The organism is Microbispora sp. H10836 (assembly GCF_012999525.1).
Taxonomy (GTDB): domain Bacteria; phylum Actinomycetota; class Actinomycetes; order Streptosporangiales; family Streptosporangiaceae; genus Microbispora.
Window position 1 is genome coordinate 289,727 of record NZ_JABBWU010000004.1, and the last position, 23,110, is coordinate 312,836.

The following is a 23,110-nucleotide window of genomic DNA, read 5'->3' on the forward strand; positions in this document are numbered from 1 at the left end:
CGACCTGCCATTGATCGGCGTGTGGGTGAACCGAGGCGAGGGTGCGTACGTGGTCTGAGGCATGAGACTACGACTGATTCTGCTGGTGGCGATGACGGCGCTGACCGCGGCCTGTGGAGGAGGGGAACCGGACACGTCGGCGGCCGCGGCTGACGACGGGCCGGCGAAGCCGGTCGCCTCGTGGGGCGCGGAGGGCGGGTTCGTGACCGCGACCATGAACGTGCTGCGTCCGCCGAGGACGGTGCTGTACGGCGACGGCCTGGTCATCGCCGACGCGAGCAAGCAGCTGACGCTCACCGATGCCGAGACGGACGAGGTGGTCGCGCGGATGCAGGAGTACCTGGGTGGGCAGCCGCCGACGGCGGCGCCGAAGCCGGGTGCGCCGTCGGTGACGGACGTGCCGGACACCGTCCTCGGCGTACGGGGGAAGGACGGGAAGATGCTGGAGGTCCGGGTCCCGGCCCTGGAACAGCTCGCGGACTTCTACCCGAAGCAGTTGCTGGACGCGAAGAAGCTGATGGAGGGCCTGGCGACCCGGGCCGCCGCGGAGGGCACCGACTATGTCGTGGCCCGCGTCCGGCTGGTCGCCGATGAGGCCCCGTCGGCGGAGGGCGAGCCGTCGCCGTGGCCCGAGGGCGTTCCGGAGCCTTCGGGCGTGGTGGACCCGGTCTGGCAGAAGGACGTCGAGGGGGCGGCGGCGAGTGCGGTCACCAAGGCGGTTCCCGCCGGGCAGGAGTATGGCCGGTCGCTCTTCAAGACCAGCTCGGGGGAGACCTTCGTGCTGGCCTGGCGTTACCTGCTGCCCCAGGAATAGCCGCCGGCCTTCCCGGTGCCGGAGTGCGGGAACGCTCTCCCGCGCAGGAGGCGCTCACACTGCGCCGGGCGGAGGTGCTCGCGGTGTGGCCGAAGGGCTGTCCGCCGCCGTTTCAATCACGGACTGTCCCTATGCGTCCGAAATATTAGATATGCCAGGTTTGGTCGCTCGTTTACTTTCGTGACACGTGTGCGAAGCGAACCGTTTCACCTGCCCTGATTTCTATGATCGGCACGCTTGAACCATGTGAAACGGTAGAGAACATGACGCGCAGTAGCGCACCACGCACATCCACCTGGTCCGGTGCTGTCACGGCCGTCGCACTCGCGGCCGGCGCGCTGGTCGGCGCCCCGGCTTCCCCGGCCTCGGCGGCCGGCGAGGATCGGCCGGCCTACCTCGGCAGGACCCTGTACACCGGCGAGTTCCACGCGCACACCTCGGTGAGCGACGGAGTCAAGCTGCCGCCGGACGCCTACGAGCACGTCCACGACGAGACCGACGCCGACTTCTTCGCGGTCACCGAGCACGACGTCATGTGGGACATCCGCAACGGCGACGACTTCGTCGACAACTGGCGGGACGCCGACTCCGCCGAGTGGCGCTACCTGCACGAGAGCGCCGCGAAGTTCAACGCCGGCCAGAAAGACCTGGTCGCGGTCCCGTCGATCGAGAACACCTGGTACGACGGCACCGGCCACATCAATGTGTTCGGCACCGACTGGCACGTGACGGCGCGGGCGACCGAGAAGGGCAGCGTCGACGGGTACGGCAACGTGTTCGGCACCGGCGACATGAAGTACGACTACTTCACGTTCCTGGCCCGCCTGAAGCAGGACCCGGACGCGATCGGCCAGTTCAACCACCCGTCCACGAAGGACAAGGGCGACTTCTTCGGTTTCAAGGGCCTCGACCCCGTCGCCGACGACCGGATGGACCTCATCGAGGTCAAGTCCGCCGACGCGGTGGGCGAGTTCCAGAAGGCGCTGGACGCCGGCTGGCACCTGGCCCCGACGTGGAACGGCGACGAGCACTCCGCGACCTGGGTGTCCGGGAACCCGTCGATCACCGGCGTGTGGGCCAAGGAGCATTCCCTGGACGCGCTGTACGCGGCGATGCGGGACCGCAGCCTCTACTCGACCGCCGACACCAACGCGGTCCTCGGGTTCGGCGGCAACGGCAAACTCATGGGCTCGATCCTGCCGGGCGACACCACCGGCCTGGACGTCGAGCTCCGCCTCGCCGACCCGGACGCCAAGGACTCCTTCACCTCCGCGCGCCTCATCACGAACGGCGGCGCCGTCGCCCACGACTTCGGCGCGATCAGCGGCAACGACCTGACGCTGAAGACCACGCTGAACGTCCGGGACGGCGACTTCTACTACGTCCGCGCCGACCAGGCCGACGGCAACTTCCTGGTCTCCGCGCCGATCTGGGTCGGGAAGACCACCCGCGGCGCGAACTACGCTCCGGTGATCACCGTCCCGGCCGGCTTCCCCGCCACGGCGCGGTACGGCGACACGATCACGCTGCCCCAGGCGACGGCCACCGACGACTCCCGCGTCCAGCCGGCGGTCGCGTACGAGGTGTTCGATTCCGCGGGCGAGGTGCCGGTCTCCGGCGGCGCCTTCCGGATCCGCTCGTACGACGACGCGTTCGTGGTCGTGAAGGCGACCGACAACCTCGGCAACACCAACGCCGAGCTGCTGCGCGTCCGGGTCTCCCAGAAGGAGCCGGACCCCGCGGGTGTCTTCCGCTTCGGCGGCAACGCGACCGTGGGCGAGAAGCCCGGCTCCGCCGGCGTCGCGGTCACCACCGACCGCGCCGTCGAGCGGGTCTACGCGCAGGTCCTGCCCGAGGGATCGGACGACTGGTCCACGGCCGAGGTGCTCACGTCCACCAACGACCGGCCGTACGAGGTGAACACGGTCGGCAACGACGAGCCGGTCTACCAGCACTCCATCACGGGCCAGACCCTGCGCTCGCACGAGTTCCGGCTGACCGGGCTGAAGGTCGGCACGACCTACCGGTTCCGGTTCGGCGTGGCCCGCGACGGCCGCGCCCCCGCCGCCACCGACGCGCCGGCCTGGACCGACGTACGCGGCGGGTTCCGCGCCGGTGGCGCCAAGGGGGAGCCGGTCTACATCCTGGGCGATGTGCAGGTGCCCGACGGCGACGCCGGCGAGCTCACGCTGCCGGGGCGGGTGCTCGACCGGCTGAAGAGCCAGGCGCCGGGCGGCGGTACGGTGATCCAGGTCGGCGACCTCGTCGACCGCGGCGGCCGGGGCGAGAAGTGGGCCGAGATCCACGACTCCTTCCTGTCCACGCTCGACCTGCAGTACGCGGGCCTGGTCGGCAACCACGAGACCTACGAGGACCTCGACTACGACGCGGTCGGCAGGCAGCCGGGTGCGATCTTCACCAACACGTTCGCGCTGCCGGGCAACGGTGTGATCGGCGAGAGCAACTACTCCTTCGACCGCGGCGACGTCCACTTCTCCGTGCTGAACTCCAACACGCGCCTCGACGAGCAGCTCGACTGGCTGGTCGACGACGTGCGCACCTCGGACGCGACGTGGAACGTCGTCGTGGGGCACTTCTCCTACTACGGCGGCCAGCACGCCGACGACGGCGGCATGGACATCGACCGCGACAAGGTCACGCGCGTGCTCGACCGGCTCGGCGTCGACCTGTACGTCGGCGGGCACGACCACGTCTACAAGCGGTCCACGATCTACGACGGGCGCCTGGCCACCACCCCCGAGGAGGAGGTCGCGGGCACCACGTTCGTGACCATGGGGTCGTCCGGCCCGAAGTTCTACGACAACCAGAAGTTCTGGTGGGACGACAAGGTCTTCGACGAGAACGTCCAGATGGGCGGCGTCCTGACGGTGACCGACGCCGGCCTGCGGCTGTCGACGTACACGATCGACGGGCGCCTGGTCGACGAGGTGACGGTCGCCGAACCGCACGGTTCCTGGAAGGTCTCCTCCGCCGAGATCAAGGACCGTGAGCTGAAGGGCGTGGGTCTGCTGTCCTCTCCGGGCAGCCTGGACAAGGTCACCGTCATGGCGGCGACGTACGACAACGCGCAGCAGCGGATGATCGACGTCCGTACCCTCGACGTCACGCTCGACCACCGCGGTCGCGAGCAGTACGTCCGGTTCGGCACGCCGCTGCCGGTGGCGCCGAGCTCGACGGTCAAGCTCTTCACGTGGGACTCACTGGGGTCCGGCAAACCGCTCCGGCCCGCCGTGACCCTGCGTGAGGGCCTGGCCGGCGAGGGCAGCGAGCAGGCGCCGTACCTGATCGACTCGCCCGACGACCTGGCCAAGGTCGACAACGACCCGGCCGGGCACTACCGGCTGACCGCCGACCTGAACCTCACCGGCCTCGCCCGCGCTCAGATCGGCCGTACGACCACCTTCACGGGCGTCTTCGACGGCGACGGGCACACGATCTCCGGGCTGGCCGCCCTGCCCGGCCAGGGGCCGGGCCTGTTCGCCGACAACCACGGCACGATCCAGCGCGTCCGCGTCGACGGGTCGCTGACCGCGAACAGCTACGTCGGCGGCATCACCGGCCACCACTTCGGCACGGTTCGCGACAGTGTTTCCACGGTGGACGTGCGCGCCACGACCCAGTACGCCGGCGGGGTCGTCGGCGTCTCGGTCGGCGGGTCGGTCACCGAGAACGTCCTGGCCACCGGCGCCGTCGTCGCGAACGGCGCGTCCGCGGGCGGGGTGGCCGCCTACGGCTACACCGACACCCAGGTGCGCCACACGGTCGCGCTGAACACGAACGTCTCCGCGTCGAGCTACGCGCACGCCATCGTCGGCCGCGTCTACACCGGGCAGACCGCCACGCTCGAGGACAACCACGTCAGCCGGTCCGTGCCGATCAGCGGGCAGTCGCTGACCGGCCCGCCCGCGGCCGACAACCAGAAGGGCAACGTGGTCGCGCCCGCGGAGATCCAGAGGCAGACCTTCTACCAGGAGCGCGGCTGGGACTTCGCGACCGTCTGGCAGTGGAACGACGTCGCCAGGCGCCCGACCCTGCGGATGGCGCCCGAGACGCTCGAACCGGTCCCGGCCCCCGGGCTGCCGGCCGACGAGCGCGGCTTCTACAAGGTCGGCAGCGCCGAGGATCTGGCCCTGATGGGTAAGCACCCCTCCTACGACTACGTGCTCGCCGCCGACATCGACCTGACCGGCACACCGTTCACCAGCCTGCCGGGGCCGTTCACGGGCGAACTCGACGGCGCGGGCCACACGATCAAGGGCCTGAACTCCACCACCGGCGGTCTGTTCACCCAGATCTCCGGGCACGTCCACGACCTCGCGGTCCTCGACGCCACGGTGAACACCACCACCGCTCGCGCCGGCATCCTGGCCGGCAGCAGCACCGGCACCGTCGAGCGCGTCCAGGTGTCCGGTGCCGTGACCGCGGGCTCGCGCGCGGGTGGTCTCGTCGGCGATTCGCAGGGCGTCGTGCGCGACGCCTACTCCGCCGCGAACGTGCACGTGCGCGGCACCGAGGCGGGCGGCGTGATCGGCGTGGCCCTGGCCGGCTCCACCACGGAGCGGGTCTTCGCCACGGGCTCTGTCACCGCCGACGGCCGCAATGACGGCGGCGTGGCCGGCTACGGCTACACCGGCACCACCATCCGCGACTCGATCGCGCTCAACCCGACGGTGGCGGCGCCGTCCTGGGCGCACCGCTTCCTGGGCCGGGTGCTGGCGAACAACGTCGCCACGCTGAGCAACAACTGGGCGGCCGAGACCGTCGAGGCGAAGTCACAGACCGAGACCGCGATCGGCCCGGCCACGCTCAACGGCGCCACCGCGACCCGGGACGAGGTCGCCGCCCAGGCGTTCTGGGCCGGCAAGCTCGGCTTCGACTTCGAGCACGTCTGGGAGTGGGACGCCGGCCTGGGCCGGCCGGTGCTGCGCGGCATGGCCGCACCCGAGGCGACGGCGGCGCCCGCCGCCGTAACGACAGCCGCACCCGCCGAGGCGCCGACGGCGGCCCGACCGGCGGCCGGACCGGCGGCCGCACCGGAGACCGGCGCCGAGCCCGGGGCGGCGCGGACCCTCACGTCCACCACCGCGTCCACCACTGCGGTCCCGGGGGCGGCCGAGGTCGTCGAGGCCGGCGGCATCCGCCACGAGGCGGTCGCGAACGACGACGGCACCGTCACCGTTACGGTGTCCGCCGGGACCGCGGCGGCGGCCGAGCAGCTGTCGTTCCTCCTGCTGGAGGCCGGCGCCTCGACGTCGGCTCCGGCCGAGGACGACATCGCCTACCTCGGAGAGGCGCCTCTCGACGAGCAGGGCAACGCGACGCTGACCGTGCTCCCGGACCGGCCGGGCGGGACGATCCTCGCGCTCAACACCTCCGGTGACACGCGGCGCCACGTCGCCTCGCTCCTCCCGAGCACGCCCGCGACCCCGGCGATGAGGGTGCTCCACGAGACCGTCACCGCCACGGTCAAGACGAAGGGGAACGCACCCGCCCAGGCGACGATCACCCTGGTCTGCGCGGGTGCGGACAAGTGCCGGGAGCAGGTCGCCGTTTCCCACGACGGCCACCTGCTCGACACCAGGAAGGTCACGCTCCAGCCCGGCAAGACCGGGGACCTGAAGCTCAACCTCCGTGACGAGGCCCGTGCCGCCCTCCTCGCCGGCGAGTCGATCACTCTGGACGTACGGATCGGCACGGCCCCGGCGGTCCAGGTGACCGTCACTCCGTGACGTACCGGCCGGGGAGGTCCCGGACTCTCCGGTGATCCCGAGCGCATGGCGCCCGCGGCCTCGGCCGCGGGCGCCATGGCTGTAACGCACTAGTCACTTGTTGTGTACTGTCACGGACAGTTATCTCCCGGCAGCATGGAGTCTCCCGAAGAACGGAGACGGATGTGGCCAGTGAGTTCCAGCGGAGGAAGGTCAGCGGAGTCTTCCGGGCGATGGATGTGGACGGCGACGGCCGGCTGACCGAGGCCGATTTCCAGGCGCTCGCCGGCCGCTGGACGGCCGTCGCCGGATCCGGCGATCCGGAGCGACTCGCCTCCGTCATGACCGGCTGGTGGCCGGTGCTCCGGGCCGCCTCCGGCCGGGACGGCGACAACGCCGTCACTCTCGACGAGGTGCTTCTCGTCGTGGAAGGACTCGGCGACCGGGCGGACGCCGTCTCCGCCACCGCCGACGCGATGTTCGAGGCCGTCGACCTCGACGGGGACGGTCTGATCTCCCGTTCGGAGTACGGCGCGCTTATCGAGACGTGGAACGGGACGCGCACGGCGACCGATGAGGTCTTCCCCCGCCTGGACCTGGACGGCGACGGCCACCTCACCCGCGACGAGTTCCGCACCCACTGGACGGAGTTCTGGGCGGGGGACGACCCGGACGCTCCCGGGAGCTACGTATTCGGCGCGCTGGTGGAGTAGCCGGGGGTCGGCGTCCCCGCGGCGGACAGTGCGGCGATCTTTGTGGGGTTCATCAGCCACAACACCTGGTCGATGCCCTCGTCCGAGGCGTTGACGGTGAGGACCGTGAACAGCTCGCCGTCGCGGTGCAGCAGAGCGGCCGCCTGCCCGTTCACGTCGGCCCATTCCACCTCGACCCCGGCCCAGAACCGGTCCGCGAACGCTCTGACGTACTTCGCGACCCGGAACGCGCCGATCACGGGGATGCGCGAGGCGCGGACGGCGCCGCCGCCGTCGGAGTAACTGACGGCGTCCGCGGCGAGGAGCTCTTCCAGCGCGGCGAGGTCGCCGGAGCGGGCGGCGGCGACGAAGACGGTGAGCAGCCTGCGCTGTTCGGCTCGGGTCACCGGTGCCCGGCGCTCGGAGACGATGTGTTTGCGTGCTCTGCTGACGAGTTGCCGCACCGCGGCCTCGCTCGCCTCGATGATCTCGGCGATCTGCCCGTAGGGGTAGTCGAACGCTTCCCGCAGCACGTAGGCCGCGCGTTCGGTGGGCGAGAGCTTCTCCAGCAGGAGCATGACCGCGAAGCCGAGGGCTTCGCCTCGCTCGGCGCCGAGGTGAGGGTCGTTACCGGTGTCGACGGGTTCGGGCAGCCACGGGCCGACGTACGTCTCGCGGCGGACGCGAGCGGACTGCAGGGTGTTGATGGCGAGGCGCGTGGTCACCGTCGCCAGGAACGCCCCCGGGTCGGCCACGATGCCGCGGTCGTACGCCTGCCAGCGCAGCCAGACGTCCTGCAGCAGGTCTTCCGCTTCGGCGGAGCTGCCGAGGATCCGGTACGCGATTCCGAACAGGCGTGGCCGCACGCTCTCGAAGGTGGCCGCCGCCTGGTCGAGGTCTTCCGCCCCGCTGTGATGGCTCCCCGCACCGATATCCACGATCGTGATGGCCCCGTTCCTCCGGCGGATGGACCTCTACAGCTTTTCATCTGCCCGCCCAGGGGCTTCGCCGAGGGATCGCCGATCCGGTCGCGTCCTTATCGCCGTCGCGTGAGATTGATCTCCACTGGCATTCTCGTACGCCTTCGTTTTTTCGGTGGATTTGACGACAGGATGATTGACGGCTCGTCGCTTCCCGTGAGTCGAGGGGCCCGAGGTGGTGCCGGTGTTTATCGATCCCGGGCGCGGGGATGGTCGGCGTCGTAATCGCCCAATTCGGGGCGAATCGACGGATCCAGGAGGCTGACATGACTGGATACCTGCCGTATCGCGATTCCACTCCCGCCGCCCGTATCGGGGGCGTGCGCGGCTGGCAGGCGGATATTCTCCGCGGCGAGTCGTAGCTGAGTGAATCGAGGTGCTGCGGCGCGTACGGCCGCAGTACCTCGACATATCACACGACGTATCGGGGGACGTCCATGGCGCGATTGTTCTACCCTGCCGCCCGGCGCGGCGACGTGGTGGAGAATCTGTTCGGAAATCCCGTGCCCGATCCCTATCGCTGGCTGGAAGACGGCGATGATGCGCGCGTGCGGGAGTGGGTCGCGGCCCAGGACCGTCTCTTCCGCGCCCACCGCGAGCAATGGCGTGACAAGGAATCCTGGGCGTCTTCCGTGGCCGAGGTGTCCTCCTTCGGCGTGTCGGAGCCCCCGATGGTGCGGGGCCCGGTCATGTTCCTCGCCGAGCAGCGGCGCGGGGACGAGCAGCGGCGCCTGCTCGTCGTCGACGCCGAGGGCGGCAGGCGGGTGCTGGTCGACCCGATGGAGGCCGATCCGTCCGGTCACACCGGGCTGTACGCCTGGTGGCCGTCCCGTGAGGGCGAGCGGGTGGCCGTGCAGATGGAGATCGCCGAGCAGCCCGGCAGCGACGTCATCGTGCTGGACGTGCGTACCGGCGAGGTCGTGGACGGGCCCTTGCCGCGTGCCCGCAACACCTCGCTCGCCTGGTTGCCGGGAGGGGACGCGTTCTACTACGTCAGCCGTGTTCCCGACGAGGAACTGGCCTCCGGCGACATGCGGCTGCACCGGCGGGTGCGGTTGCACCGGATCGGTGCGCCCTGGCAGGCCGACACGGTGGTGTTCGGCGGCGAGGACGCCCCCGACCACTATTACGGGCTCACGGTCAGCCCCGACGGCCGTCGTCTGGCCGTCACCGCGGCGGCCGGGCCCGCCCCGCGAAACGACGTGTACGTGGCCGAACTCGCCGATCCGGAAACTCCGAGCTTCGTCAAGGTCGTGGACGGAGACGCCGTCCGCGCGCGGGTACTCCCGCGCTTCCTCGCGGACGGCCGTCTGCTGCTGGTCACCGACTACCAGGCGCCGTGCGGCCGCGTCTGCCTGGCGGACCGGCACGACACCGGCCCGGGAGGCTGGCGCACGCTGGTGGCCGAAGATCCTGAGGCTCCCTTGGACGAGTGCCTGGTCCTGGACGGCCCGGCGCTCGCCCGGCCCCTCCTGCTGGTGGCGCGCGCCCGCCACGGCACCTCCACACTGACACTGCACGACCTGGCCGACGGCCGGCCGCTCGCCGATCTGCCCCTTCCCGGCGCGGGCATCGTGTCATCCCTGCGTACGAGCGTCCCGCCCGGGCACCAGGCGTGGTTCAGCTACTGCGACGCGACCACGCCCCCCACCATCTATCGGTACGACGCCGTCCGCCGGAGGGCGGAACGGGAAGCCGGCGCGGCGACGGCCGGGAACACCCCGGCGATCCACAGCCGCCGTGTCCGCTACCGGGCCGGTGACGGCACCGCGATAACGCTCTTCCTGTTCACGGCGGACGAGGAGGACCGGGGCCCGCGCCCCACCCTCCTGTACGGCTACGGCAGCTTCGGCATGCCGATGCGCCCGTGGTTCTTCCCCCTGGCGGCCGCATGGGTCGGCGCCGGCGGGACGTACGCGGTCGCCTGCGTGCGCGGAGGCGGCGAAGAGGGCCAGCGCTGGCACGACGCCGGGCGCGGGCCGCACAAGCACCGCGCGGTCGGCGACTTCAACGACGCCGCGGCCTGGCTCATCGAGAGCGGCGCGACCACCGCCGACCAACTGGCGATCTATGGTCAGTCAGCCGGGGGTCTCCTGGTCACGGCCGCCGCCGTGCGGCGGCCGGACCTGTACGCCGCTGTCGTCGCCGAAGGCCCGCTGTGCGACATGGTGCGCTACGAACGGTTCGGCCTGGGATGCACCTGGACCGACGAGTTCGGCAGCGCATCCCGGCCCGACCAGCTCCAATGGCTGCTCAGGTACTCGCCCTATCACCACGTCACGCCCGGAGTCCGCTATCCCGCGTTCCTGCTCACCGGCGCGGTGACCGATCTGCAGACCGGAGAGGCCCACGTCACCAAGATGTGCGCGGCCCTCCAGCACGCCACCAGCGGTGACCGGCCGATCCTCATGCGCAGGGAACCCGACACCGCCCACGCCGCCTCGCCCGCGAGCAAGGAACGCGCCCTGACCGCGGACATCCTGGCCTTCGCCGGTGAACACACCGGCCTGTCACCGGGACGGACGGCCGTACGTCTTCACGAGACGGCCGCGGAACGGTGAGGAACCCGCCCCGGACGGCCACCGGCCTTACGACGGCGCCGGGCGGCCAGGGCCGCGACGACGAGTCCGCAGACGACGAGGAGGACAAGCAGCAGCGCCCACGGCGGGGTCCACGCGTGTGTGGTGCTCTCGACGGCGGCGAGCGGGGCGACCGAGCCCGCCGCGTCGGTGAGCAGCGGGACGAGGGAGACCGTCCCCGTCAGTCTCAGCGCGGGCGTCACCCCGCGGACCGGTACGGAGACCTTCCAGGTGTCGCCCGGGAGCAGCTGGGGCGAGTCGTCGATGTGTCCCGCCTCGGCGTGCCAGCGCCCGAAGGGCCCGGACACGGACACCGTCTGACGAGCGGTGAGAACGCTGTTGCCGTCGTTGCGGATCGTGTAGGTGACGGTGGCGTCGCCCTTCCCCAGCGGATTGGGCGTGCCCGAATAACCGACGTGCAGGTTCTCCACCGACAGGCTCGGCTTGAGCTCTCCGCCCACGCGCAGGCGGATCCGGATGCCGAGGCGGCGCCCGTCCGCCGCGCCGGCCGAGGCCGGTGAGGTGACGATGCCGCCCATGTACTCGCCGGGCGCGGCGTCCTGCGGAAGAGCGACCGTGAACGGCACCTCGGCCCACTCCCCGGGCGGGACCGTCACGTCGGGGCGGTCCGTGCGGACCCACGCACCCACCCCGGCCGGTTTCGCGTCCCTGCCGCGCAGGTCGAGCCGGCCCTGCTCCGTGGTGAACCCGTCCGCGGCGTACATGGCCAGGTGGAGCGGGGTCGTGCCGCGGTTGGCGATCACGAGTCCGTCCTGGAGCCGCCCGCCCGGGTCCAGGGTGTAGCTGTAGTTCCGCCGGCCGGATCCGAAGTCGTTGGAGGCGGTGGTGACCGTCCAGGAGGCCTCGCCGTCCGCCGCCGCCGCGGGGGCCGCCCCCACGTCGAGGAGGGCGAGCGTGGCGAGCAGCACCACGGCGACGGCCCGGGCGAGGGAGCCTGCCGCGCTTGTCGCGGGCGGTCTGAGCGGGTGCATCTGATTGGTCCTCGGTGGTCTCTTGGGCAGGGACGGGCGACGTGCCGTGGGGCGGGCGTCATGACGGCGCCCACCCCACGGTCGATCGGGGCGAGAGGCCCTACGTCACCCTCGGTCGTCTACTGGAGCCAGTCCGACTCGGCGGCGGCCGGTGTGTCCTCCCCGGCCTTGCCCTCGTTCGTGTGGATCACGACCTTGTCGACGAGGGAGCCGACTTCGGGAGCGGCGGTGGCGCCGTTGTCCGGGCCGCACCACTTCACTTTGCCGAGCTCCACCGCGGCGTTGGGGGCGGCGCAGGTGCCGCTGCGGATGTTCTCGACCACGAGCTTGTTGCCGCGCACCTGGACCCGCACGTACGTGCGGACGTGCTCCTGGTTCTCGACCGAGTTGGCCCAGTGGCTCTTGGGGTTCAGCGGGTCGGGGCCGAAGTCCGAGCCCACGACCGGAGCGGTCAGGTCGTAGTACTTCGAACCCGACGCGGAGTTCGCCGTCACGTAGATGACGCCGCCCGGGCCCTTGGACACCTCGGTGGCGCCCGGCTGCTCGTCCTCGTCCGCCTTCTGACCGTTCTTGATCACGTAGCTGCGGGAGTAGCTGTGGTCGTGACCCTGGAGGACCAGATCGATGCCGAGCTTCGAGAAGGCCGTCGGGAAGTCCTGACGACGCACCTTGTTGTCGCCGTCGTTCGCGTGAGCGGCCGGCGAGTAGATCGCGTGGTGGTAGATGAGCACCGTGTGCTTGGCCTTGGCGCCGTGGGCCTTGACGACGTCGGTGATGTAGCCGACGTGCGCGGCGTCGGAGCCGTTGGAGTAGGCGTTGCTGTTGATGTCGATGAACAGCACGTTCTTGTACATGAACCAGTAGTTGCCGCCCGACCGGGTGGTCGAGGCGCCGTTGTAGTACGGCGCGGAACGGTCGGTGTTCGGCGTCCAGAAGTGCTGCTCGTACGCCTTACCGCCGACGTCGTGGTTGCCGATGGTGGCGGCCCACGGGTACTGCCGCAGCTTGTCGGGCGCGAGGAACGCGTCCCACTGCGTCTCGGTGTTGGCGGTCTCGACCTGGTCGCCGCCGGAGACCAGCAGCTCGGCCTTCGGGTTGGCGGCGAGGGCGACGTTCAGGGTGTCCTCCCACCCGGCGCCGTCCTTCGCCACGTTGCCGGACGAGCCGATCTGCGGGTCGCCGAAGAACAGGAAGTCGAGGTTGTTGCCGTTGAAGTCCTGGGTCGTGAAGGAGTACGTCGGGGACCAGCTGCCTTCGGCGCCGACCCGGTAGGCGTACGCGGTGTTCTGCTTCAGGCTGTCGATCGTGGCGTGCGCGTTGTAACCGCCGTTGACGACGTTCGCGGTGACCGTGGCCGCGAACGTGACGGCGTTCGCGGGGAACTGGCCGTCGACGACCTTGGACGCCGGCGCGACCTGGACCACCTGCGCGGTGCCGGCCGAGGAGTACCACGACACGACGCGCTGCGTCTCGTCGGCGCCCACGCCGAGGACGACACCGGTGAGCGTCACGCTGTCGGCGTGGGCCGCGGTCGCGAGGCCGCCGCCGAACACGGCGCCGGCGCTGAGGGCGGCGGCGGTGGCGCTGAGGGCCACCCGGCGCAGGACGTGCCCGGGGCCCTGAGTCCCCTTGTCGAGCTTCATTGCTTTCCATCCATTTGGGGGCATTGGAGCGATTTGCACGCTTTCGGGATTCAATGTCGTGAAGATGAACATGGGGCGGGTGGACCGTTGCGCTTGCCGGAAGTTGTGATCTCAGGCCCCGAGCACTCGCTGCACGAACCACACCAGGCCCATCGCGGCCACACCCGCCGCGATCGCCCCGGTCGTCCACAGCCCCGCGATCGGCCGCCGGTGACGTAGCAGGGCGAGCAGCGGGAAGACGGCGACGATGATCGACAGCTGGACGGCCTCGATGCCCACGTTGAAGACGAGCAGCGACCACAGGAGCGTCCACGACCACGCCTGGTCGATGCCGAGCGCCGAGGCGAAGCCGAGACCGTGCACGAGGCCGAAGCAGAAGACCACCGCGAGCCGCGTCCAGCCCGCGCGGTCCAGGCCGAGGTGGCCGTGACCGGCCGTCTCGAGATCCGTGGCGTGCGATCGGCGCCGCCAGATCCGCCACAGGTGCCAGCCCGCGACCACCGCGATCGACAGGGCGATGACGGGCTCGACGAACGCCGCCGGCACCTCCACGAGGCCGAGGGCGGCGAGGACGAAGGTCACCGAGTGGGTCAGCGTGAAGGTCGTCGCGGTCAGCACGATCTCGCGCAGGCGGCGTGACCCCGCGATGAGCGCCAGCAGGAACAGGATGTGGTCGAGTCCGCCGAGCAGGTGCTCGGCCCCGAGCCGGAAGAACTCCCAGAACCGCTCGAACCAGGACTGCTGCGTGGAGAACGACCGATGCTGGGCGTCGAGGGCCGTGCTCCCGGACTTCAGGTCGAGGTCGTAGGTGACGATCGTCTTGCTGTCGCGCACGTATCCCTCCGAGCCGGGGAACAGCCCGCTGCGCACCTCGTGCGCCTCGGCGGACTCCGGGCACCGGTAGTCGAGAATCAGCCGCGCGTAGGGGACACCCTCGCGTGGCCCGATCGTGAAGCCGCCGTCCCTGATCGGGGCGCACGCCGTGCCGCCGGCGGTGACGCCGAAGCGCTCGGTCACGTACGCGACGACCGAGTCGGCGTGGGCGTCGAGCGCGGCGGCCTGCTGACCCGCATCACCGGCCTCGAACGCCGCGGTGCCCGCTTTGAAGAGCGGGTCGTCCTTCTCGTAGTCGGCGGCGGAGACGACGAGAAGGTCGTACTCCAGCTGGAGTTCGGCGCGGACGTGCCCGGTCGCGGGCGAGGCGAGATCGACGTAAACCGTCGAGGTGAACCCGTGGGCGAGAGCGGGCAGGGCGCCCAGCGGAGCGGAGAGGGCGCTGAACAGGACGGCCACGGCTGCGGCGGCGATGACAGCACAGACACGACGCCGAGCGGCGGGGGACATATGACTCCTTTTGGCTTTGGCGTACGAAATCTGCTCGATTGAGATGAACGATCGGTATCTCGGGCGCGAACCGACGAGGAATCACGTTCGGCGGACGCGACCTCCACATCGGACATGGGGTAGGAAATAGGCGCAGTCCCCGCCGCCTTCGAAGGACGATCCCCATGCGCTCTCGGCTTCTGCCTGCCTGCACCCTGGCCGCGGCAGTCGCGACCGCCCTGCTGGTCAGTGGATGCGGCTCCGGCGACGACTGGTCCCGGCCGCACGCGAAGCCCACCGCCGTCGGCACCCCGGGCCCCGGGTTCTTCCCGGCGACGTCACCCGCTCCCGAGGCGACGATCACACCCAGGCCCGGCTCCTGGAACGGGGTCCGCCCGCCGGAGGGCTACCGCGTGGTGCTGCTCACCGCGGGGGAGGACCGCCAGACCAGGACGCTGGTGAGCGCGGTGACGGCGTGGGCCGAGGAGGAGCGCGTCAGCCTCAGGACCGTCACGGCCACGCGGCCGGACCAGTTCGTCCCGAGCATCAGCAGGGCGATGGAGATGAAGCCGGATCTCATCGTGAGCGCCGGCGACGACCTCGTCGACCCCCTGGCCCTGGTCACCCCCAACCACCTCGACCAGCAGTTCCTCGTGGTCGGTGCGGAGCTGGCCGAGCCCACCGCGAACGTCACCGCCGCCGACTGGCCCGGTGCGTCGTTCCGCGGCGAGGGTCTCGGCATGTCCTCGACGTACGACCCGGCCAGCTTCACGCCCGAGCGCGCCGGACGCGCCGTACGGGCCGGCGTCGCGGCCGTCCTCACCGGCATGACCGGCATCGTCATCTTGCTCGATTAGGGCCGCTCGGGGGTCGGCGGCGGGACGGGCGGCGGCCCAGCGATTAGCATCCGATCATGACCGGCGGCGGCCGAACGGCCGCCCCGGCCGCGTTCGACATCGCCGAGCACCAGCGTCACCCGCACCACGGACCAGCCCCCGCCCCGCGCGGACCACGCGCGCCGGGCCGTTTCGATCGGGAGTAGACCTTGTCGCAGACGACTCAGCCGCCTCAGCCGATGTTCGGCGTCTCCGTGACGCCCACGCCCGACGTGGCGCTCGTCCGGGAGCTCACGGTCACCGCCGAGCGCCACGGCCTCGACCTCGCCGGCGTGCAGGACCACCCGTACGCGGCGCAGCTGCTGGACGCCTTCGCGCTGATCGGTGACCTGCTCGCGCACACCGAGCGGATCCGGTTGTTCCCGGACGTCGCGAACCTGCCGCTGCGCCCGCCGGCCATGATGGCCCGCACCGCCGCCGCGCTCAACCTGCTCTCGGGCGGCCGATTCGAGCTCGGCCTCGGCGCCGGCGGCTACTGGGACGCCATCGCGGCGATGGGCGTGCCGCGGCGCTCCCCGGCCGAGGCGCTGCACGCCCTGGAGGAGGCGGTCACGATCATCCGGGGCCTGTGGCGCCCGGGCCGGAGCGTGACCTTCCACGGCAAGTACTACGACGTCTCCGGCATCCAGGGCGCCGACCCCGGACCGTCACCCGTACGGATCTGGCTCGGCGCCCAGGGGCCGCGCAGCCTGGCGCAGACCGCGCGGATCGCCGACGGCTGGGCGGCGCCGATCCCCTCCTACCTGCCGTACGAGCGCTGGCCGTCGTGCAACGAGATCGTCGACCGGGAGGCGGAGGAGCACGGACGCGACCCCCGCTCGATCCTGCGCATCGCCCAGATCCCGGGAGTGGTCACGGCGGGCGGGCGGCCGGGCACAACCCCGCTCCTGCGCACCGGCGCCGAGCCGCTGCGCGCCGACGCCGACACGTGGGTAACCGAGCTGACCCGCCTCGGCACGGAGCAGCCCTTCGGCGCCTTCGTCTTCTGGCCCGAGGAGCAGTCGGCCGACCAGGTCAAGCGCTTCGCCGAGGACGTCGTGCCCCGCGTGCGGGACAACCTCGCCCGCTGAGCGCGCGATCCGGGCCCCGCGTCCGCCGGTCGGCGGACCGTACGCGGACGGGGCCCGGAGCCGCACGGGTCACGGAGACGCGCGGGTCACGGCCGGACGGCCAGCACCCGGAAGCCGATCCCGCGCGTCGTCCGCGTCACCGACTCGAGTTCGAAACCGGCCTGTTCCAGGAACGGCCGGGGATCGCGGGTGAGGTAGTCGGCCGCGAACCGCACGAACAGCGGTTCGGCCAGCCGCATCCCGGCCCGGATGACCCGGTTGCTCGACGGCCCGTGTTCGGCCAGCACGAACCGCCCGCCGGGCCTGAGCACCCGGTGGGCCTCGCGCGCCGCGGCCGCCGGATCCGGGATCGTGCACATCGTGAACGTGGACACCACGGTGTCGGCGACGCCGTCGGCCAGGTCGAGGCGCTGCACGTCGCCCTGCCGCAGTCGCACCCGCTCACCGAGGCCGGCCCGCGCCGCCCGCCGCCGCGCGAGCTCCAGCATGCGCTCGGACAGTTCGATCCCGACGACCGTGGTGCCGGCGTCGTACAGCGGGAGGTTGAGCCCGGTGCCGACCGCGATCTCCACGACGTGACCGCGCGCCTGCCCTACGGCCCATTCCCGGCTGCCCGGGAAAAGACGGCGCTCCTGGGCCAGCATCTGGCTGTCGTACCGATCCGCCATCCGGTCGAACACCCGCCGTACGTCGGCGTCCGTGGTAGGCCGCATGGATCGACCCTACCCAACGGAAACTTCGCGAATGAATCACGGAATCCTGACGACGTTGTGATTCGGCTGGTTCGCGGGGAGGTCGTCGAAGACGACGACGCGGGATGCCGGAGGCGCCGTGACCCTCACCTTCGCGCCCCAGTGGTGATACCGCGTGTCCACGACGTTGGTGTAAACGGTGCTGACCCATTCGTCGTCGCGGGAGAACTCGTAATCCTTCTCCGCCCACCGCGTCACCAGGCGAACCGGCAGTCCGTCCGGGCCGACGTACAGTCTGAACGAGACCTTGAGCCTGTCCGGATTCATGGGACCCTGCTCCGTGTACAGGTCCTGCGTCCTAAGGATGCCGCGATATTCGCCCGGGCGGCGGACCACCGCCTTCGAGATCACGAACTTGAGCCTCGCTGGGCTGAGCACGTCGACGACCTGATTTCCGCGCTGGCCATAATTTCCCCAGCTCGCGGTGTTCCCGTCGAATCTGGTCCAGGTCTTTCCCGCGGGCATCGGACCCCACCCGAAACCCTGGACATAGGTGTCGGACCCCACGTTGACCGCGCGGAGCGGGGCGCGCAGGTCTTCCAGGTGCTCGCGGGGGACAGTGGCTTCGAGCGCAGGGGTGATTTCCAGCCTGGAGGTGAGGTCATAGCCGGTTACGCCGGATTTGCCGAATCCGATCGAGCCGGTGGTGCGGGTGACGTAGGTCTGTCTGGAACTGCTGGAAGTCACCCGGGCCGTCTCCGAAACCAGCACTCCACGTCCGGCCGCGAACTGCTGTCTGAGCGCCTCAACCGGCCGAGTGGGCGAATCGGCGTGAGCGGCGCCGGCGGACAGCGCCGTGAGCATACCGAGCACAAAACCGGCGACCGCGAGACGCTTCATATCTCTCCCTTGGCTGAAAAGCACGCTCGGAAAGCCTGTCGCCTCCGAATCACGAATCGATCTCGATATCGGCAGGGCTTCGATTCACGGCGAGCTTCACACCCCGCGCGCCGGTGAAATGTACGGAGAGCCGTTTCCCTGCCCCTACTTCAGGAGCCGACGACGGATGCCAGATCAAGGGATTCGTCGAATTCGCGAAGGGGTCCCGGTCGTTTCTGACCGACCCGGCGATTCCGGCTGATGCCGCGGAGACCATGGCGCAGGTCGCGATGCGGCAGACCATGGAGCGCGGGGTCCGGAACGCGGGGACGAATCGGGATGAGCCCGTCTCGCGGTGCCTTCTCTCGCGTTCAGTACGCCACGGTGAAACGGGTCCGGTGGTGGCGCGGCCGTTCGGCCTCGTCCAGCAGCGCCACCGCGAGGTCCTCCATGGAGATGCGGGACTCGCCGTCGGCGTCGACGAGGAGTTCGTCGGCGCCCACGCGGTACCGGCCGGTCCGGGCGCCGGGGACGAGGAGGTCGGCCGGGCTCAGGTAGGCCCAGTCCGCGGTGGTGTCGGCCCGGCAGGCCGCCAGCTGGGCGACGCAGGCCGACGCGATGGGCAGCAGGAAGGACGGATAGCCCGGCCGGTCCATCAGACGGCCGCCGCCCTCGACGGTCAGGCTGCCCGCGCCGCCGACGAGCAGCAGGCGCACGCCGGTCTTGGCGCACGCCGCGAGCAGCGTGGTGGCGGCCGAGACCAGCTCGCCCTCGTGGCCGGGGGCCGGGCAGGTCGCTGTGATCACCAGGTCCTGCCCGGCGATCGACGCGACGACGTCGTCCACGTCGGTCGCGTCGCCGGCCCGCACGTGCACCCCGCCGTGCACCCCGCCGTGCACCCCGCCGTGCACCCCGCCGTGCACCCTGTCGGGCAGCCCGGCGAGCCGCACCGCGGTCCGGGCCACGGCAGTCACCTCGTGCCGGCGGGACACGGCCTCGGCGACCACACGCCTGCCCACGTTCCCCGTCGCCCCGAACACCGTGATGCGCATGCCTGTTACTCCCTCTCGATCCGGGTGGTTGCCGTGGCGGTAACCTTGCGATGTGCCCGATCATGTGGACCACGTTCTCCAGCAGTGGGCCCATGCCCGCCCCGACCTGGACGTGTCTCCGATGGCGGTCTTCGGCCGGCTGTCGCGGCTGACCCAGCTCGTCAACAACGAGCTGCGCCGCACGTTCGCCGAGCACGACCTGGACCCCTCGTCGTTCGACGTCCTGGCCACCCTCCGCCGTGGCGGCCGGCAGGCCCCGGCCGAGCTGATGCGCTCAGCCATGATCACTTCCGGGGCGGTCACGCAGCGCCTCGACCGGCTGGAGGCGCGGGGCCTGGTGACCCGGACGCCCAGCGACGTCGACGGCCGCGGTGTCCACGTCGATCTGACCGAGGCGGGCCGCGAGCTCATCGACCGCGCCCTGCCCGACCACGTGGACACCGAACGGCGCCTGCTCGCCGGGCTCACCCCCGCCCAGCGGGAGAACCTGGCCGAGACCCTCAGGCAACTGCTGACGTCACTGGGCGACGAGCGGGCCTCCTAGACCCGCCTGGCGCCGGACACCACCAGCGACGTCAGGATCACGAGCCCCGCCGCGACCCACAGCACGCCGGTCACGGCGACCGCCCCGACGATGAGGCTGGCGAACAGCGCCCCCAGCGCGATCGCCAGGTTGAACATGCAGGTGTTGAGCCCGGTGGCGGCCTCGATGCCCTGCGGCGCCGCCTTGATGATCCAGGTCTGCACGCTCACCGGGAGGCCGCCGAACGCGAACCCCCAGGCGATCAACAGGATCGACCCGGTGACGGCGTTGCCGCCGAGGAACGGGAACGCCGCCAGGATGACCGCGAGCGCGACGCTGACCGCGACGATCGTGCCGCGGACGTTGCGGCCCGCCCACGAGCCGGCGATGAAATTGCCGATCATCCCGGCCACGCCGTACGCCAGCAGCAGCGGGCCGACGAACGTCGCGTCCACTCCGGAGACGTCCTGCAGGATCGGGCTGACGAACGTGAAGGCGCCGTAGTGCCCGGACACCAGCAGGAACGTGGCGATGACGCCGACCCGGACGGCGGGCGTGCGCAGCTGCTCGCCCAGTGTGCGCAGCCGGACCGGCTCGGTCGCCGGCATCCGCGGCAGCAGCACGGCCAGCGCGATCACCAGCAGGAGCGCGACCACGGCGACCGCGCCGAACGCGACGCGCCAGCCGGTGAGCTCGCCGACGAACGTGCCCGCGGGGACGCCGAGGACGTTGGCGGCCATGGCGCCGAAGAAGATCAGTGAGGTGGCCCTGGCGACGTGCGCCCCGGGGACCAGGCGGACGCCGAGGCCCGCGGCGAGCGCCCAGAACCCGCCGATGCTGACGCCCACGAACAGCCGCGCCACCATGAGCACGGCGTACGAGGGGGTGAGCGCGGACACGACGTTGGCCACCAGTGCCAGCAGGATCAGGCCGAGCAGGACCACCCGCCGGTCCAGCCCCCGGATCGCCACGGGCAGCAGCGGGGCGGTGACGGCGGCGACCAGGCCGGACACGGTCACCATGAGACCGACTTCGCCGTCGGTGACGTTCAGGCCGCCGCCGATGGCCGTGAGCAGGCCCATGGGCAGGTTCTCGACGGTCACCACCAGGAAGGTCCCCAGCGCGACGGCGATCACCGCGAGCCAGTTCTTGATGGGCACGCGATCCGGTCTGCCGGCTTCGGCGGAGACGGACTCGATGACGGTCATCTGGTTCCTCCTGTGCGCGTGGCCCGGTCCGGGCAGGGGAGAGCGGACGTTCGTGCGTCGGCTGGGCAACTTCGCTTAGTACTAAGAGACATTAGCTTAGCGCTAAGCGATTGACCAGAGGGGCCGGTGACAGCGCCCCGGCGGCATGGGCGGGCGTGCGATCCGGCGATCGCGCGCCGGAGGGCGGGGAGCCGCGCCGGCGGATGATCCGGGGAAAGTGATTGTCCGTGGTGCATTCTCACCACCGCCGTTTCTCGCGCGTGCTCAAGGCACTCCGAAACGGAGGCTAGTTCGGCGTTTTCCGCCGGGTCAACGAGAGTCGTTCACGATTCGGGGCGGGCCGTCCTCCGATAGGGGTCGAAAGGGGTTGCCCGCCGTATTTTTATCGCCCGGCTCTGGGGCACCCGAAAAGTCCGCAGGTGTCCCGGATTGTCCTGACATGCTTGTGGGGCTGCTAGGGGTTGTGGGAAAAGTGCGCCGCAGCCAATTCTGAATACGCCTCGCCAGGCCAGAGTATTCGCGCCGCTGCTAATTCCAGCGCGAAAGGCCGAACTGTCGCGGGCAGCTCAATGCCATCGTTCGTGGCCGATTGCAATTCGTTTCCGACCGAGGCCGCTAAGGCCGGTTCGAAAGGCGGGTCAACATGCAGGGACTTATTCAGGTGGCCGGTGTCATCGACCAGGCCGAGGCGGACCTGATCCGCGAGGAAGGCGCGGACTGGCTCGGCTTCGCCCTGCGGCTGCCGGCGAAGAACGAGGACCTGTCCGAAGCGGACGCCGCGGCGATCGTCAAGGAGATCCAGCCGGAGCACAGGGGTGTCGTGATCACCTACCTGACCGACGCCGAGGAGATCAAGACCTTCTGCGCGGAGCTCGGCGTCACCGCGATCCAGCTGCACGGCGACGTGACGGGCGAGGAACTGCGGAAGCTGCGGCGCATCGCCCCCGACCTGTACGTGCTCAAGAGCCTCGTGGTCAAGCAGGACAACCTCGACGAACTGGCCACGATCGTGGACGAGGCGGCCGAGTGGGTCGACATGTTCATCACCGACACCTTCAACCCGGCCACCGGTGCCAAGGGCGCCACCGGTCTGCTGCACGACTGGTCGATCAGCGCGGAACTGGTCCGGATCTCGCCCAAGCCGCTGATGCTCGCCGGTGGGCTGAACCCGGACAACGTCGCCGCCGCGATCGCCGAGGTACGCCCGGCCGCCGTCGACGCGCACACCGGCCTGGAGGACCCGGTCACCCGCCGGAAGGACCGGCTGAAGGTGCGCAAGTTCGTCGACGAGGCCCGCAGGGCCTTCGCCGAGCTGCAGGCGGGTGAGAAGGCATGACGATCACGACTGCGACCACGACCGGGCCGGCGCTCGACACCGTGCACCTGCTGCCGCAGACCAGGCAGCTCCGGGCGCTGCACACGATCATCCGGGACCGGCACGCCGACCCGGAGCGCTTCGTCACCACGTCGGGCCGGATCATCCGCCAGCTCGTCGAGACGGCCCTGGACCTCCTGCCGTACGAGCCGTTCGACGTGCAGACCCCGGTGGGGCGCACCTACCACGGCCTGCGACCGGCCACGCGGATCTGCGGGGTGTCCGTCCTGCGCGCCGGGGAGAGCATGGAGCACGAGCTGCGGGCGATGTCGCCGGGAGTGCGGATCGGCAAGATCCTGATCCAGCGGGACAAGGTGACGAAGCTGCCGCGGCTGTACTACTCCGCGCTGCCCGCGGACATCGACCGGCGGAGCGTGCTGCTGCTGGACCCGATGCTGGCCACCGGCGGGACCGCGCTGGCCGCCATCGAGGTGCTGCTCGGCCACGGGGTCGCGGTGGACGACATCGTTTTCGTCACCCTGCTGGCGGCGCCGGAGGGCATCGACGCGGTCCACGCGCGCCACCCGAACCTGCGGATCGTGACCTCGGCCATCGAGGAACGGCTGAACGAGAACGCCTACATGATCCCCGGCATCGGCGATTTCGGCGACCGGTACTTCGGCACGGACATCACACGATGAACGCCGGCGCCGCGTGATCGGC

The 23,110-nt window shown here is 70.7% G+C and carries 17 protein-coding genes; 9 read left to right on the forward strand and 8 right to left on the reverse strand.

Annotation, left to right across the window (positions count from 1 at the left end):
- The first annotated feature begins 61 nt into the window (after positions 1-61).
- The 3 genes from HHX30_RS10900 to HHX30_RS10910 all read left to right on the forward strand — a co-directional run bounded on the left by HHX30_RS10900 (position 62) and on the right by HHX30_RS10910 (position 7,256).
- A complete protein-coding gene (locus HHX30_RS10900) occupies positions 62-814 on the forward strand; it encodes a hypothetical protein (RefSeq protein WP_169981760.1) in 753 nt (250 codons plus the stop codon).
- A 263-nt stretch (positions 815-1,077) separates the two neighbouring features.
- Positions 1,078-6,564 (forward strand): metallophosphoesterase, encoded by a 5,487-nt coding sequence (locus HHX30_RS10905; protein WP_169981761.1) that lies wholly within the window; start codon positions 1,078-1,080, stop codon positions 6,562-6,564.
- 164 nt (positions 6,565-6,728) lie between these two features.
- The gene (locus HHX30_RS10910) at positions 6,729-7,256 is read left to right on the forward strand and encodes an EF-hand domain-containing protein (protein WP_169981762.1); all 528 of its coding nucleotides are present in this window, start codon (positions 6,729-6,731) and stop codon (positions 7,254-7,256) included.
- On the opposite strand, the gene HHX30_RS10915 is transcribed toward HHX30_RS10910, so the two are convergent.
- Positions 7,229-8,173 carry an RNA polymerase sigma-70 factor gene (locus tag HHX30_RS10915; protein ID WP_311922309.1) on the reverse strand — a complete coding sequence of 315 codons (945 nt, stop codon included), beginning with the start codon at positions 8,171-8,173 and terminating at the stop codon, positions 7,229-7,231. The genes HHX30_RS10910 and HHX30_RS10915 overlap by 28 nt on opposite strands.
- A gap of 479 nt (positions 8,174-8,652) precedes the next feature.
- Here HHX30_RS10915 and HHX30_RS10920 point away from each other — a divergent pair, with 479 nt between their 5' ends.
- Entirely contained in the window at positions 8,653-10,776 is a 2,124-nt protein-coding gene (locus HHX30_RS10920) for a prolyl oligopeptidase family serine peptidase (protein WP_169981763.1), read from the forward strand.
- Here HHX30_RS10920 and HHX30_RS10925 read toward each other — a convergent pair.
- The 3 genes from HHX30_RS10925 to HHX30_RS10935 all read right to left on the reverse strand — a co-directional run bounded on the left by HHX30_RS10925 (position 10,752) and on the right by HHX30_RS10935 (position 14,773).
- Complete coding sequence (locus HHX30_RS10925; protein WP_169981764.1) at positions 10,752-11,786, reverse strand: DUF916 domain-containing protein; 1,035 nt, start codon at positions 11,784-11,786, stop codon at positions 10,752-10,754. The two genes, HHX30_RS10920 and HHX30_RS10925, sit on opposite strands and share 25 nt — an antisense overlap.
- Positions 11,787-11,905: 119 nt before the next feature.
- The gene (locus HHX30_RS10930) at positions 11,906-13,429 is read right to left on the reverse strand and encodes a metallophosphoesterase family protein (protein WP_169981765.1); all 1,524 of its coding nucleotides are present in this window, start codon (positions 13,427-13,429) and stop codon (positions 11,906-11,908) included.
- Between the two features lie 111 nt (positions 13,430-13,540).
- Positions 13,541-14,773: a HupE/UreJ family protein gene (locus tag HHX30_RS10935; protein ID WP_169981766.1), complete on the reverse strand. Its 1,233-nt coding sequence runs from the start codon at positions 14,771-14,773 to the stop codon at positions 13,541-13,543.
- Between the two features lie 164 nt (positions 14,774-14,937).
- Here HHX30_RS10935 and HHX30_RS10940 point away from each other — a divergent pair, with 164 nt between their 5' ends.
- Positions 14,938-15,609, forward strand: coding sequence for a hypothetical protein (locus HHX30_RS10940; protein ID WP_169981767.1), 672 nt, complete (start codon positions 14,938-14,940; stop codon positions 15,607-15,609).
- Positions 15,610-15,797: 188 nt separating this feature from the next.
- On the forward strand, positions 15,798-16,718 hold the full coding sequence (locus tag HHX30_RS10945; RefSeq protein ID WP_249349892.1) for an LLM class flavin-dependent oxidoreductase: 921 nt from the start codon (positions 15,798-15,800) through the stop codon (positions 16,716-16,718).
- Between the two features lie 86 nt (positions 16,719-16,804).
- Here the strand turns inward: HHX30_RS10945 and HHX30_RS10950 are convergent, their stop codons facing one another.
- From HHX30_RS10950 to HHX30_RS10960, 3 genes are all read right to left on the reverse strand, one after another.
- Entirely contained in the window at positions 16,805-17,431 is a 627-nt protein-coding gene (locus HHX30_RS10950) for a class I SAM-dependent methyltransferase (protein WP_169981768.1), read from the reverse strand.
- A gap of 36 nt (positions 17,432-17,467) precedes the next feature.
- A complete protein-coding gene (locus HHX30_RS10955; RefSeq protein WP_169981769.1) occupies positions 17,468-18,310 on the reverse strand; it encodes a hypothetical protein in 843 nt (280 codons plus the stop codon).
- A gap of 350 nt (positions 18,311-18,660) precedes the next feature.
- Positions 18,661-19,341 carry an NAD(P)-dependent oxidoreductase gene (locus tag HHX30_RS10960; protein WP_169981770.1) on the reverse strand — a complete coding sequence of 227 codons (681 nt, stop codon included), beginning with the start codon at positions 19,339-19,341 and terminating at the stop codon, positions 18,661-18,663.
- 52 nt (positions 19,342-19,393) lie between these two features.
- On the opposite strand from HHX30_RS10960, the gene HHX30_RS10965 reads away from it, so the two are divergent.
- Positions 19,394-19,885 carry a MarR family winged helix-turn-helix transcriptional regulator gene (locus tag HHX30_RS10965; RefSeq protein WP_169981771.1) on the forward strand — a complete coding sequence of 164 codons (492 nt, stop codon included), beginning with the start codon at positions 19,394-19,396 and terminating at the stop codon, positions 19,883-19,885.
- Here the strand turns inward: HHX30_RS10965 and HHX30_RS10970 are convergent.
- Positions 19,882-21,072 carry an MFS transporter gene (locus HHX30_RS10970; protein WP_169981772.1) on the reverse strand — a complete coding sequence of 397 codons (1,191 nt, stop codon included), beginning with the start codon at positions 21,070-21,072 and terminating at the stop codon, positions 19,882-19,884. The genes HHX30_RS10965 and HHX30_RS10970 overlap by 4 nt on opposite strands.
- A 643-nt stretch (positions 21,073-21,715) precedes the next feature.
- Here HHX30_RS10970 and HHX30_RS10975 point away from each other — a divergent pair.
- On the forward strand, positions 21,716-22,408 hold the full coding sequence (locus HHX30_RS10975) for a phosphoribosylanthranilate isomerase (RefSeq protein WP_169981773.1): 693 nt from the start codon (positions 21,716-21,718) through the stop codon (positions 22,406-22,408).
- Positions 22,405-23,088 carry a uracil phosphoribosyltransferase gene (upp, locus tag HHX30_RS10980; protein WP_169981774.1) on the forward strand — a complete coding sequence of 228 codons (684 nt, stop codon included), beginning with the start codon at positions 22,405-22,407 and terminating at the stop codon, positions 23,086-23,088. Before HHX30_RS10975 ends, upp begins: the two co-directional genes overlap by 4 nt.
- Positions 23,089-23,110 lie beyond the last annotated feature (22 nt).

Excerpts from the sequence above, each read along its gene's own strand:
- HHX30_RS10900 (WP_169981760.1), top strand. The coding sequence starts at position 62 with ATGAGACTACGACTGATTCTGCTGGTGGCGATGACGGCGCTGACCGCG.
- HHX30_RS10905 (WP_169981761.1), top strand. The coding sequence starts at position 1,078 with ATGACGCGCAGTAGCGCACCACGCACATCCACCTGGTCCGGTGCTGTC.
- HHX30_RS10920 (WP_169981763.1), top strand. The coding sequence starts at position 8,653 with ATGGCGCGATTGTTCTACCCTGCCGCCCGGCGCGGCGACGTGGTGGAG.
- HHX30_RS10925 (WP_169981764.1), bottom strand. The coding sequence starts at position 11,786 with ATGCACCCGCTCAGACCGCCCGCGACAAGCGCGGCAGGCTCCCTCGCC.
- HHX30_RS10930 (WP_169981765.1), bottom strand. The coding sequence starts at position 13,429 with ATGAAGCTCGACAAGGGGACTCAGGGCCCCGGGCACGTCCTGCGCCGG.
- HHX30_RS10935 (WP_169981766.1), bottom strand. The coding sequence starts at position 14,773 with ATGTCCCCCGCCGCTCGGCGTCGTGTCTGTGCTGTCATCGCCGCCGCA.
- HHX30_RS10940 (WP_169981767.1), top strand. The coding sequence starts at position 14,938 with ATGCGCTCTCGGCTTCTGCCTGCCTGCACCCTGGCCGCGGCAGTCGCG.
- HHX30_RS10950 (WP_169981768.1), bottom strand. The coding sequence starts at position 17,431 with ATGCGGCCTACCACGGACGCCGACGTACGGCGGGTGTTCGACCGGATG.
- HHX30_RS10955 (WP_169981769.1), bottom strand. The coding sequence starts at position 18,310 with ATGAAGCGTCTCGCGGTCGCCGGTTTTGTGCTCGGTATGCTCACGGCG.
- HHX30_RS10960 (WP_169981770.1), bottom strand. The coding sequence starts at position 19,341 with ATGCGCATCACGGTGTTCGGGGCGACGGGGAACGTGGGCAGGCGTGTG.
- HHX30_RS10970 (WP_169981772.1), bottom strand. The coding sequence starts at position 21,072 with ATGACCGTCATCGAGTCCGTCTCCGCCGAAGCCGGCAGACCGGATCGC.
- HHX30_RS10975 (WP_169981773.1), top strand. The coding sequence starts at position 21,716 with ATGCAGGGACTTATTCAGGTGGCCGGTGTCATCGACCAGGCCGAGGCG.
- upp (WP_169981774.1), top strand. The coding sequence starts at position 22,405 with ATGACGATCACGACTGCGACCACGACCGGGCCGGCGCTCGACACCGTG.